The sequence below is a fragment of the Pricia sp. genome (assembly GCF_041745955.1).
Taxonomy (GTDB): domain Bacteria; phylum Bacteroidota; class Bacteroidia; order Flavobacteriales; family Flavobacteriaceae; genus Pricia.
Genome location: NZ_JBGTHY010000353.1, coordinates 1 through 12516, shown reverse-complemented (window position 1 = coordinate 12516; position 12516 = coordinate 1). Strand labels below are relative to the sequence as shown.

Sequence of the window (12516 nt, the reverse complement as noted above, 5' to 3'; positions counted from 1 at the left end):
ACTAATTAGACCATCGAACCGAGCAGCAACGTGCCCAAGATAAAGAGTACCAACGAGATAACGCCTCCTACCTCCATACAATGCCTGAACCTATAAATGCCCATACTGAAGATCAACGAATTGGTCCGATAGCCTACCGGGGCAAGGAAACTAAAGTTCGCCGCGAACATAACGGCCAGTACAAAGGGTTTGGAGGGCAGTTCCATTCCAGCGGATATCGAGATGGGCAATAGGAGCTTGCTCTTGGAAATGTCGTATTTATCGGAGAGTTCCGTTACGATCTTGATAAAAACGATTGCCACGGCCGTAGAGCTGATAAATGCGGATATGGATCCGGTTATGAACATAAATGCCGGTACAATAAAATAAATGGGCCAACCTTTGAACCGCTTTGGCCCGTTCGCCATCCATGAAATGACCCCGTTCTGTGCGAGCGCGGCCGCAATGATCATCAGACAAAGAATGGTAATGACCGCAGTGTTGGAAAACCCGCTGATCCCTTCCTCCGGTGTAACGAGGCCGAAGAGTATCAAGACCCCTATGATACAAAAGACGATCTTGTCCATAGGGAATATCTCAAAAGCGAAAAGGACGATAATCGTTGCGATTATCAAGAATAACAGGGCGATTTCAAAGTCATTTTGGCAGAAATTATTTTTGAATAAGGCCGTGTGTATTTCCAAAAAAATTCAGCCCGTAAAAAAAACGGCCCGTCTTAACAATTTTTAACCTGTCAAAAGGCTGTTTTATAGGGTTTTGGCAAACTTTTTGAACTTATGTTCACAGATTAATGTGTAACTAAAATTGAGCAAAAATGAAAAAATTGGCAATTCTTTCATTGGCCGCAATTTTGACATCAGGTTGCAAGGGCCAAGAGCACAAAGAAGATGAAAATATACAAAAGGATAGTACGGAACAGGTTACCGAACAGCCCAAAGGCACATGGAAAGTCGATAAGGAGTTCGATGAAAACGGGAACATGATCCGTTACGATTCCATCTATTCATGGTCATCGACCGATGATGTTGGGGATTTGGCGCAAAAGAATCCCGATAGCCTGTTACAGTCTTTCCGATCCAAGTTTTATAGGAATTTTAAAGGATTCGATAATCAACGGTTCGGAGACCTCTTCGCCAAGGATTCGCTCTTTACCGAACGCTTCTTCGACGACGGTTTCTTCGGCAGCGAATTCGGAGAGGATTTTATGGATATAGACAGGATACGGGAACGCATGGAAACGATGCAACAAAAATTTCTTGAGCGCTACCAATCGGAATTCGATTCATTGGAAAACAAAGACTCTAAGCGTAATGAATAACGGCAAGGGTCGTCTATGCCTGGGGTTTTGATGGAAAAGAGGAAAAAAAAGGCGATATGATGCAGAAAAATTTGATTTGGGTACTTGTATCTATTTTTAGCCTTGTATGGTTATTTGCCTTTTCGATATTCTATGATTTTGTGTTGGTAACCCATACTTTGCTTGCTGTTTTGGTGTTATTTTTTATCTACAAATATTGGCCGTAAGCACTATTTGAACTTTTCTAATTTCTGGTTTGGAGGCGACCAAAGATTTGGCGAGGATTCGTTTTGAAATTTATGATGGCCGTTCCATTTTGTCGAACCTTCACTTAACGATTTTAAACTCAATTCTATAAAACGAACGATTTTTGTGATACTGCTGACTTCAACGCGGCGTAATTAAACCCACGTTAATCTGAACTTTTAATCGGTGCCGTGAAAGTCTGAAAATAGACGTATCTATTGAATGTGCTTTCGGTCCATTTATCGGTCGGATGACCTGATCATTAAAACTGCCGTAATTCAATGCTTCAACAATATTTTCAGTAACTTAGTGTTTTATTCATTGGAGGACATTTTGGGACATCAGGTCCTATTGGGATTAAAGAACGACCGGTAGATATTAAATAAAAACAGGATAATGGAAACACTTAAGATCCATACCGAGGACAAGGAGCAACTAAAAACCGTAATGGCAATTCTCAGGGCTTTAAAAGTTCCTTTCGAGGCTTCCGGGGAAAGTCCCTATGACCCCGAATTTGTCGCCAAAATCAAGGAAAGCGAACGCCAGGCAAAGGAAGGGAAGGTAAAGACCATCAAGACGGAAAATCTGTGGAAGTAACCTATACCAAGAAAGCCCAAAAGGACCTTTCGTACTGGAAAAAGAAAGGAGATAGGGCCGTTCAATAAAGAATAACGAAACTTATTACGGGCATAGAGGAAGATCCCTTTACCGGTATAGGGAAACCGGAAGCTTTAAAATATGACCTGTCCGGTTTTTGGTCAAGGCGCATTAACAAGGAGCACCGTATCGTTTATAAGGTTTACGGAGAGAAAAAGGGTATTGAAATTCACTCTTTAAAAGGTCATTACTGACTTGTTCCCGGAGTTCGGTTCACTTTGGATGGTACAAATGGCGGTCGGTGACAGTTACCATTCCATCGAGCTAAACTGTTCGAGTATCGTCTAAATACTAGTTTTTCGGAATATCCAGAAGGCAATAAAAACCCACCGTTAATTTGAACTTTGCAAAAATCCCCGTTCAAAAGTTTCATCGAAGCCTAAACACACTTTGTGATGGAGCGCAACGGCGGGCAAGTGCATAAATTTTGGGATACTTCCCGTGCAGGTCCATTTCGGTAATTGACGGCACGATGGGGAAATGGATGTGCCGGAAAGAAGTATGGAAAAACTTTTTGCTCTTGCCGGCGGTACCGAGGCGGGCGGCAAAAACGGAGGCGTTCGATTTTTCGTCGTACGGCGGGGTTTTTCCGACTTCCGCAGGAAACAAGGTGATCGACGGTTAAAATTCAACGCTCATCTTGCCATGGCCTGAGGATGGTTATCCGATTTTCCCTTAAAAAAACACTTGATTGCACAATATTCACTCCATCATTTTATTGTCAGGTGGCGGCCGGTGACAGCTACCCTTCCACTGGGCCAACAACCCAAAAGGCTGTCAGCATCCCAAAAATCTAAACCCAGATTTTACTACCCTTGGAACCCCTTGTATTTACAAGCTTTTACAGAGGGCGGATGACGCACCCGAATGACAACGGACACCGGATTTGATTGCTCGGACTGCACGAAATTACGTTAAGGCAAGAAAAATGCCTTAGCTTAAATCTTCGCTAGCCTCCCCGCACAAACCGCCGACCTACAAACGCACCTTGTTTTTCGACCCCTTTTTATTTTGCTTTACCAATCGCTGTATTTCTACAGCCCCCCCATTTTTTTAGGTCGCTCCAATTCTGTTTGGCCTTGGCCGAATCATAATTGCGTTGCATGTTTACCCATATTTCTGGGGTGGTATCAAAGGCTTTTGACAGCCTTAAGGCCAATTGGGGGTAATGCCCTGCTTGGCATTGACGATATCCGACAAGGTTGTGCGTGATACGTTCAACGCCTTTGCCGTGATGGTCAATTCCCAAGGATCTATAAATTCTTCCCTCAAACTTCCCCCGGGTTTAGGGGGTTTAAACATCGTAGCCATGTCATTTTCCTTTTTGCGTTACTGATAGTCCATTAGATCTAGATCAAGAACATTGCCATTTTCAAGACGGAACGTTAGCCGCCAGTTGCCACTTACCCATATCGACCAATGACCCGATATGTTGCCTTTAAGGGCATGGAGACGGAAATTGGGAAACGCCTGTAAATCTTCCGCTTTTTCAATGGAATCAAGTACCGTAAGGCGTAATGTCAACCGTTTTAGCGAATTTTGTTTAAAACCAGAGGTCTTGTCGTTTTGATAGAGGGCTTTTAGCCTTTCATAAGTTGATAGGTGTCACCTCCGTAGTTGGGTCTTGCCCTTTCGATAGAGGGCTTTTACCACTTTGTGGCGAATGTCCTTGATGATGGTACAAATGCAAACCGTAAACCGACACTTGTCAAGTAAAATTCTAAAACGCCACCCGAAAGCTCACATTCGGGGTCAGCCCCAACGAAACATTTGCAATCCTTTCAATCTCGTTTTGGTCGTCAAGCCGATAATAAGCGTTCAAAATGTTTTTACGATCCGTAAAATTCAGTACCGATACCCCTACCGTGGCCTTCACGGCCGATCCGATGTCAAAGTTATAGATGGCGGAAGCATCTGCGCGAAGGTATTCGGGCAAACGATCGCCATTCGGGGGCCGATAGTTTATCCGAAACGGGAAAAATGAAGTATCTATAGGATCATCGGCCAGCGGTTCGGTAATCGGTTTACCGGTATGATAGTTTACACCAATACTGAACTTGAGATTATTCAAGGTGTAGGTGCCTGCCAATGTACCGGTATGCCGAACATCGAGGTTGTTGGGGAATTCAGGGGGAACAATATCCGGAAAATAATAGGTGTTGACGTTATAGCCATAGCTGGCCCAGATACTGTAGGCGTCCGTTTTTTTGTTGATCAGGAATTCGATGCCCTTCACATCGTAGTTCCCGATTTCGCCGTTAAACTGGTTTTGGTTCTGAAATCCTTGCGTAGTGGTGCTGATGCCATCGACCTCCTTATAAAATCCCTCTAGACCGATATACAGGTTTTGGTGATCGTAATTGAAACCTACGGCTGCCTGTTTGCTTTTGGTGATGGGCAACCTATCCCCATCGGAAACGATCCAGCGGCGTTTTTCGATACCCAGAAAGTTCTGCTCAAGGTCGATGATCTGGTTGGTTCCCTGACTTTTAAATTCCCCTAATACTTGGAATTTAAACTCCCGGGTAAGTGCATAGTTCAGGCTCAGACGGGGTTCGATTAGGAACTTTTTAAACGAATCGGGATTCTCAAAGTGGTTCAACCGCAGGCCCCCCCTTGCAAACAGTTTTCGATCGCCCGAACGGTAGGTAATTTCGGAGAACAGGGCCTGACTGCGTATGATGTCCCGCACGTCGCTTTGAAAAGGGGGCTGGGTCACGTCAGTGGCATTGGCGATGGCAGTTTCTGTATATTGGTATCCATTGCCCCATTCGAAACGGTCGTTCAATTGATATTCCGTAGTAAGCTTCAAAGCCGTCTCCTGTACCTGATTATTTTGAAATAGGGTCTGTTTTGCGTTGGAGGATGTATTCCGGGCATCGAGATTGTAGCCGGTGTGGTATGCGTTTAAAAAAGTCGAGAACTTTTTGTTCCAACTACTTTTAAGGCTTCCCCCGAAGGAAAGGTTGGTCTGATCAAGGTCGCTTCGAGTGCGTTCGCCGGAATCCATATCGGCTTCCGAATAATCCAAAAGGTTATTGACGCTGATAAAGTTGAAGCGTACTTTCTGATTTTTATTGATGTCGTACAGTAGTTTTCCCGTAAAATCGTAGAAATAAAAATTACCGTTGCGGTTCACTTGACTATCCTCAAAAACCCGGGTAAAGAATTTTTGATAGGTAGGGGTATTCAAAATATCGGTAAGCGAACGCCGCGCGGAAACTTGCACGGCCAGTTTTCCGGAAATGGGCAGGTGGCCATAAACGTCCCCACCGATGAGGTTGGCGCCCGCACCGCCGTAAAACTGGTCCGAAATGCTGTCCTTCGTTCGTATATCGATGATACCACTTACACCTTCGCCGTATTCGGAACTAGTACCATTTTTTGTCAAAACGACCTTATCGGTCAGATGCGGATTGAAGGCGGAAATCAATCCAAAAAAGTGTCCGGACTGGTACATTTTGATACCGTTCCATAGCACGAGGTTCTGGTCGTTGGTACCACCACGGATATTGATGTTCGAAACCGTTTCGTCGATACTTTCAATGCCCGGCAGGGCTTGAACCGTTTGCAGTATGTCTGGCTCGATCAAACCGGGAAGAATGCCGAATTGCTCGCTGTTCATCTCGATACTGCCATCCAATTGTTTTACTAGACCTTTGGTGAGGAATTCATAGATGACAACTTCTTTCAGTTGTTGATAGAACTGCGCCAATAACAAGGTGGTGCAAGGTTGTTGCTTCGCTAAATCCTTGGCGTCGACAAAAAGGGTTTTATACCCTATATGTTTGATTTGAATTTTGGCGGTCGGCGGCACATTTCCAATTGCAAAATGGCCTTCCGAATCGGTAATAACGGCAGTTTTTGTTCCCAGAACCTCTATAGTTGCACCAGTGACCGTGTTCCTCTCAAAATTATCCAGAACTAACCCACAAATATCGATGGTAGAGCGCTTGGCTATGGTGTAGTACCGCTGGTTAAGTTTTTGAATTTGGAGTCGGGTCTGCCGTTGGACATCCTCTAAAATATCCTTTAAATTGTCCGTTTTTGGAACGATGACACTGAGATTGCGGATATCATCGTCTGCGTAGGAGAACTTGATATCGAAATCACGCTCCAATTTTTGCAGGAAGGTGATAAGCGAAATGCCAGGTATATTATCTTGGGCGCCAGTGCTTTTTGGGAATGAAAAAAGGATAAGACAAAGTAGGGGAAGGGTACATTTACGGAGTGTTTTCGCCATAGAAGAGCACTTTGTCGCTCTCAAATTTAAACTTTATTTGCGAAGGGACACTAATACTTTTCAAGGCAAGATCCGTATCGGTATTGCTGAAGGTACCGGTAAATAATTGTTTTAAGTTGATATTTTGGGTCTTTACGGCGATATCGTGCTGGCGTTCAAATTCATCGAGCACATATTTCAAGGGAACGCTTTTGAACGAACTTTCATTGTTCATCCAAGAAGGTACCGAGGTACCGGGGACGGCTGCCTCTACGATTTCGCCATTGATCGCTATGAATGAACTGCCCGCGGGCAGTTGGGTATCCTTATTATTGAACGAAACGCTGACCAGCCCTTCAAAACAAGTGACTTCAAAAAAGCCCTTTCTGCTTTCAACATTAAATTGGGTGCCCAGAACGATTACGTTTCCGGCATCGGTGGCAACCGTAAACCGCTTGCCCTTGGCTACCTTAAAAAAAGCTTCGCCTTTAAGATCGACATTGCGTTTTTTATCCCAATTGCTTGCGCTGTAGTATATTTCGGAGTCGGCGTTCAAAACGACCTTCGACTGGTCTGGCAAGGTTATTTCCTTGTTTTCGGCATAGGATGTGGAGATGGTTTCGTTCGACAAATTCAGATAAATGTAAGATCCCATCACAAGTACTGCCGCAGCCGCTGCGACCCGCAAAAATTTTCGGAACGGACGTAGTTTAACGACCTTATTGTCTTGCAGTTCACGCCTATTTTTTAACGCCTGATACGCCCTGTCAGCATTGAACTCCGGTGCCTGCATGCTATCGGTGGCATCGACAATACGTTTATAAGAGGCATACTCATCGGAATTCTTGAATTCCGCAAGCTCCGCATCCCTAAGGTCGCCGTTCAGCCACTTTGCCAAGTAATTTTCTTGCATTATTTCTGTCTTAGTATCTTAATAACAATCCATTTAGGAAAAACCCTACTCCGTTTATAGATTCCAAATGCTCCAATACCCGCCGCTGCTCATATACCCTCAATCTTCTCCCGCAACGATTTCAGCGCCAAATGCATCCGTTTTTCGATGGCTTTAACGCTTATACCTTCCATTTCTGCAATCTCTGCGTATTTTTTTCCGTCTATCCTGTGCAACAAAAAAGTAAGGCGCTGGTTTTCGGGCAGCGCGTTTAAGGCCTTGTCCAGTTTCTGTTTGAATTCGCTCTCTTCCATCAGAAATTCCGGGTCCTCTTGGGTGGTTTTTAAGGACTTGTCCGCATACTTCAGACGTACTTTTTCCGCTTTTATCACGTTAAGGTATAAGTTATTGGCTACGGTATAGACATACGATTTCGCCTTTGCGGGAGGGACTTTCGCACAGTTTTCCCACAGCTTCAAGAAGGCTTCCTGTACGGCATCATAGGCTTTTTCCTCATTTCCGAACTTGTAATAAATGTAGTTGAAAATCGTTTTGGAATTCGCCTTGAATAAGGTATCGAATACTTGCTCGTCGCAAACATTGCCTGTATCTTTACTTTTCAATGGGGACTATTTTTTTCAAAGGTATCCGAAAAAATTATAAAAAGTAGGGTATTTTCTTAAGAGGTTGTTTTACAGGAAATTCCAAATCACTATGTATAGTATTTTTAAGGATTCGCTCTATGTCATCCTACTGGCTGCGATGATCGTCTTGTCCTCTTGTCAAAATGAGGAACCGTTTCAAGAGGATATTGATCCCGAACTGACCTTATCGGCCGGTTCTACCGTGCTCGAAATGATGAAGCGCACTACTTCCTACGATGGATCATACGACAATATCGTCGATGGGGCCAGCTGCTTGGGTATCCAATTTCCGTATACCGTCACCGTAAACGGTTCGGAACTGCAGATCGAAACGATGGAAGATTTCCAAAACATAGAGGATATTCTCGATGCCGCCGAGGAAGGGGATCTTGATATGCAAATCACCTATCCCATTACGGTAATGATGTCCGATTACACCGAAATCGATATCAATAGCGAGGAGGTGCTTAAAGACTACGTCGAACAATGCGTCGAGGGCGGCGCTGACGATGATATCGAGTGTGTCGATGTGGTGTATCCCATAAATCTTTTTACCTACAACCCTAATCTACAGCAAACCGGAAACATTACGGTAAACCACGATATGGAGATGCGGCGTTTTTTGGCCGGCTTGGCCGATGCCGATCTTATCAGTATCGAATTTCCGCTTAGCTTTGAAATGTTCGACGGTATCGAGGTTACGGTGAACAATAATACCGAATTGGCCAACGCCATGGAACGCGCCGTCGAAAGCTGTGACGAAGATGATGACGATGATTACAATGACGATGATTTCACCAAGGAAAGTCTTGATAGTCTGTTGGTTACCTGTCCTTGGCTGGTAAAAAAGTTGAATAGGATGGATTTGGAAAACACAGAGCAATATCAGGAGTATCTACTTACTTTTATGGAGGATGGAAAGGTAGCTTCGGACGATGGGTTTGGTTCAGTAAGCGAGGGCGAGTGGTCCGTCACCGTTTCCGATTTCATGGTGTTTCTCAACCTCGAATTTAAGGATGCCGATGCGTTCAATGGTGCCATGTACACCTACGAAATTGGGAAAGACACTATAAAAATGGATGGGGGCGAAAACGACGAAATTATTTTGGAGCGGTTCTGTGCCCTACCAAATGTAAGCGAGTAGCCAAGTATTTATGGAAACGAATTATTTCTGCACCGACTCTTAGCGGCTAGCGCCTGAACTCCTCAATTTTCACACCCTATTTTATCGAATTGGCATAGTCAAATAGGTGCTTTTTTCTTCCCCGCTTTATGCTTAAATTTGTCCCCATTAAAATAGAAAAGACCGATGTTCGATACTTTAAGCGAAAAACTGGATAAGGCCCTCCACACCCTCCGTGGCCACGGGCAGATCACCGAGATAAACGTAGCGGAGACCACTAAGGAAGTCCGAAGGGCCTTGCTCGACGCCGATGTCAACTTTAAGATAGCCAAAGAGTTTACCAATAGGGTCAAGGAAAAGGCCTTGGGCCAGAACGTACTGACCAGTCTACAGCCCGGCCAGTTGATGGTGAAGATCGTAAAAGACGAACTTACCGATCTCATGGGAGGGGAAACCGAAGGAATCAATCTTTCGGGTAACCCGTCGATCATTTTGATGTCCGGCCTGCAAGGTTCGGGTAAGACCACCTTTTCCGGGAAGCTGGCCAATTTTTTAAAAACCAAAAAATCAAAAAAGCCCTTGTTGGTCGCCTGTGACGTATATCGCCCGGCGGCTATCGACCAATTGCATATCGTCGGGGAGCAGATCGATGTCGAGGTATATTCGGACAAGGAAAACAAGAACCCGGTGTCCATTGCGCTGGCGGGTATTGCCAAAGCTAAAGCGGAAGGGCACAACGTAGTCATAATCGATACCGCGGGCCGACTGGCGGTCGACGAGAAGATGATGGCCGAGATATCGGAAATCCATAAGACTATCCAGCCTCAGGAAACCCTTTTCGTGGTCGATGCCATGACGGGTCAAGATGCCGTGAATACTGCGAAAGCCTTTAACGATATCCTGAATTTTGACGGGGTCATACTGACCAAACTTGATGGCGACACTCGAGGCGGTGCTGCCATTTCCATTAAATCCGTAGTCGACAAACCCATTAAATTTATTGGTACCGGCGAGAAGATGGAGGCTATCGATGTATTTCATCCTTCCCGTATGGCCGATCGTATTTTGGGCATGGGGGATGTCATTTCCCTTGTTGAAAGGGCCCAAGAGCAGTTTGATGAAGAGGAGGCGCGAAAAATCCAAAAGAAAATCGCCAAGAATAAGTTCGGCTTCGACGATTTCCTGTCCCAGATCCAGCAGATAAAAAAAATGGGGAATATGAAGGACTTGATGGGCATGATCCCCGGTGCCGGAAAAGCCCTAAAAGGATTGGATATCGACGACGATGCCTTTCAACATATCGAGGCCATCATCCATTCCATGACGCCCGATGAGCGTTCGAATCCATCCAAACTGAACGTAAGCCGTAAAAAACGCATCGCCAAAGGTAGCGGCCGTGATATGAAAGAAGTGAACCAGCTCTTGAAACAGTTCGACCAAATGGGCAAGATGATGAAAATGATGCAAGGTGGTGGGGGTAAGAAGATGATGCAGATGATGCAGAATATGAAATAATAGGATTGGCATCGGTTACACCTTCGAAACTAGAATTTTGGATACATGATTATATTGGACGGAAAGAAAATTTCTAACGAGATTAAAGAAGAAATTACGGCCGAAGTAGCGGCAATGAAAGAACGCGGTGAAAAAGTCCCTCACTTGGCGGCCGTACTGGTAGGCAACGACGGCGCAAGCCTTACCTATGTCGGTAGCAAGGTAAGATCTTGCAAGAAAATCGGGTTCGGATCCACTTTGATCCATTTGCCCGAGGAAACCACAGAAAAAGCACTGTTGCAAAAAATACACGAGCTGAACGAAGACGATGATATTGATGGTTATATCGTGCAACTGCCCCTACCCAAACATATAAATGAAGAAAAAGTGTTGATGGCCGTTGATCCGGATAAGGATGTCGATGGATTTCACCCTGTCAATTTCGGAAAAATGGCCTTGGATATGGAGACCTTTATTTCGGCCACTCCCTATGGAATTATGGAACTGTTGCGGCGCTACAAAGTCGATACCGAAGGTAAACATGCGGTGGTCATCGGTCGTAGCCATATCGTTGGTAGACCCATGAGCATTCTAATGAGCCAAAAAGGGGAAGCGGCCAACTGCACCGTAACCCTTGCCCACAGTCGTACAAAGAACATGAAGGAATTGACGTTGCAAGCGGATATCGTGGTTTCCGCCTTGGGCGTACCCCATTTTCTAAAAGCGGATATGGTCAAGGAAGGCGCCGTAATCATTGATGTGGGCATCACCCGCGTACCTGATGAAAGCAAGGAAAGAGGCTACTATTTGACCGGTGATGTCGATTTTGAGAATGTCAGCAAAAAGGCATCCTACATCACTCCCGTACCCGGTGGGGTTGGACCGATGACCATTGCCATGTTGCTGAAGAATACGCTTTTGGCCCGAGAACGGCATGGAACTGGAAAATAATTCAAACATTCTCTTGGTCGTTTTCCCTGTGTAAATGATTTTCTACGATGCTATGTCAAATAAATATTCCCGGTAAAGACTAACTACACATTTTTTTACGTTAATTAACGATAGCATACGTTTACCCATAACTGGTGAACCGGTGTAAACACTAAAATATCCCACGTCAAATGAACCTACAAATAGCGCCATTCTTTGATTTATCAATGGATTGCCTCTGTATTGCCGGTTATGATGGATACTTTAAAAAAATCAACCCGGCTATTGTAAGGTTATTAGGATATTCCGAAGAGGAATTACGATCCAGATTAATATCCGAATTCATTTATGAAGAAGATAGGGAACTGACAGCTTTGTATCGGCAAAACCTGAAGAATAATAAACCGTTAATTAATTTCGAAAACCGATATGTTTGCAAATCCGGAGAACTTGTATGGCTCCATTGGACATCCATTCCTATAGAGAACGAGCAACTGATCTATGCCATTGCAAAAGATATAACCCACAAAAAGGGTTTGGAAAATGAACGGATTTCACACATGAGCCATCTTTCAAAAGTAAACGAAGAACTCAAACAACTCAACTACACCACCTCCCATGATTTAAGGTCTCCTGTTAATAACTTGATTTCTATGGTCGACCTAATCGATTTGAGCAAAATCGATGATGAGGATACTAAAGAAGTACTACAGTTTATTAGACTTTCAGCAGAAGGCCTAAACACTTCCTTGAACGCGTACGTAGATGCTTTGAAGCAAAGCGATGCCCAAAACCAACAATTGGAAGAAGTATTTTTCAATGTAATATTCCAAAAGACCCAAAGATCAATTAGTTCGTTGATCCAAAAGGTGAATGTTGAATTTAAGGTAGATTTTTCGGGTATGGAAAGCATACAGCATAATGCTGCGTATATGGAGAGTATTTTCCTCAATCTCATTACCAATTCCATTAAATATGCCAGACCCGATGTTCCGCCTGTTATCTCAATAA

General features: G+C 44.3%; 13 protein-coding genes and 1 pseudogene. 8 read left to right on the top strand and 6 right to left on the bottom strand.

Annotated features, from left to right (window positions below; translation table 11 throughout):
• Window positions 1-5 precede the first annotated feature (5 nt).
• A complete protein-coding gene (locus tag ACEW8S_RS13145; protein WP_373518598.1) occupies window positions 6-683 on the bottom strand; it encodes an SLC13 family permease in 678 nt (225 codons plus the stop codon).
• 131 nt (window positions 684-814) lie between these two features.
• Here ACEW8S_RS13145 and ACEW8S_RS13140 point away from each other — a divergent pair, with 131 nt between their 5' ends.
• From ACEW8S_RS13140 to ACEW8S_RS13125, 4 genes are all read left to right on the top strand, one after another.
• Window positions 815-1318 carry a hypothetical protein gene (locus ACEW8S_RS13140; protein ID WP_373518597.1) on the top strand — a complete coding sequence of 168 codons (504 nt, stop codon included), beginning with the start codon at window positions 815-817 and terminating at the stop codon, window positions 1316-1318.
• Window positions 1319-1939: 621 nt separating this feature from the next.
• On the top strand, window positions 1940-2140 hold the full coding sequence (locus ACEW8S_RS13135) for a DUF2683 family protein (RefSeq protein ID WP_373518596.1): 201 nt from the start codon (window positions 1940-1942) through the stop codon (window positions 2138-2140).
• 71 nt (window positions 2141-2211) lie between these two features.
• A complete protein-coding gene (locus ACEW8S_RS13130; protein WP_373518599.1) occupies window positions 2212-2394 on the top strand; it encodes a Txe/YoeB family addiction module toxin in 183 nt (60 codons plus the stop codon).
• A 233-nt stretch (window positions 2395-2627) separates the two neighbouring features.
• The gene (locus ACEW8S_RS13125) at window positions 2628-2825 is read left to right on the top strand and encodes a hypothetical protein (protein WP_373518595.1); all 198 of its coding nucleotides are present in this window, start codon (window positions 2628-2630) and stop codon (window positions 2823-2825) included.
• A gap of 524 nt (window positions 2826-3349) precedes the next feature.
• Here ACEW8S_RS13125 and ACEW8S_RS13120 read toward each other — a convergent pair.
• The 5 genes and pseudogenes from ACEW8S_RS13120 to ACEW8S_RS13100 form a co-directional block, all read right to left on the bottom strand.
• The gene (locus ACEW8S_RS13120) at window positions 3350-3511 is read right to left on the bottom strand and encodes a transcriptional regulator (RefSeq protein WP_373518594.1); all 162 of its coding nucleotides are present in this window, start codon (window positions 3509-3511) and stop codon (window positions 3350-3352) included.
• A gap of 18 nt (window positions 3512-3529) precedes the next feature.
• Window positions 3530-3775, bottom strand: a pseudogene (locus ACEW8S_RS13115) (type II toxin-antitoxin system RelE/ParE family toxin); the annotation flags it as partial.
• A 145-nt stretch (window positions 3776-3920) separates the two neighbouring features.
• Entirely contained in the window at window positions 3921-6443 is a 2523-nt protein-coding gene (locus ACEW8S_RS13110; RefSeq protein WP_373518593.1) for a carboxypeptidase-like regulatory domain-containing protein, read from the bottom strand.
• The gene (locus ACEW8S_RS13105) at window positions 6424-7335 is read right to left on the bottom strand and encodes a FecR family protein (RefSeq protein WP_373518592.1); all 912 of its coding nucleotides are present in this window, start codon (window positions 7333-7335) and stop codon (window positions 6424-6426) included. Before ACEW8S_RS13105 ends, ACEW8S_RS13110 begins: the two co-directional genes overlap by 20 nt.
• Before the next feature lie 89 nt (window positions 7336-7424).
• The gene (locus ACEW8S_RS13100; RefSeq protein WP_373518591.1) at window positions 7425-7937 is read right to left on the bottom strand and encodes an RNA polymerase sigma factor; all 513 of its coding nucleotides are present in this window, start codon (window positions 7935-7937) and stop codon (window positions 7425-7427) included.
• A gap of 91 nt (window positions 7938-8028) precedes the next feature.
• On the opposite strand from ACEW8S_RS13100, the gene ACEW8S_RS13095 reads away from it, so the two are divergent.
• The 4 genes from ACEW8S_RS13095 to ACEW8S_RS13080 form a co-directional block, all read left to right on the top strand.
• Window positions 8029-9102: a hypothetical protein gene (locus tag ACEW8S_RS13095; protein WP_373518590.1), complete on the top strand. Its 1074-nt coding sequence runs from the start codon at window positions 8029-8031 to the stop codon at window positions 9100-9102.
• A 165-nt stretch (window positions 9103-9267) separates the two neighbouring features.
• Entirely contained in the window at window positions 9268-10596 is a 1329-nt protein-coding gene (gene ffh, locus ACEW8S_RS13090; RefSeq protein ID WP_373518589.1) for a signal recognition particle protein, read from the top strand.
• 45 nt (window positions 10597-10641) lie between these two features.
• Window positions 10642-11526: a bifunctional methylenetetrahydrofolate dehydrogenase/methenyltetrahydrofolate cyclohydrolase FolD gene (gene folD / locus ACEW8S_RS13085; protein WP_373518588.1), complete on the top strand. Its 885-nt coding sequence runs from the start codon at window positions 10642-10644 to the stop codon at window positions 11524-11526.
• Between the two features lie 170 nt (window positions 11527-11696).
• The coding region (locus ACEW8S_RS13080; protein ID WP_373518587.1) for a PAS domain S-box protein at window positions 11697-12516 on the top strand (820 nt) is incomplete at its 3' end.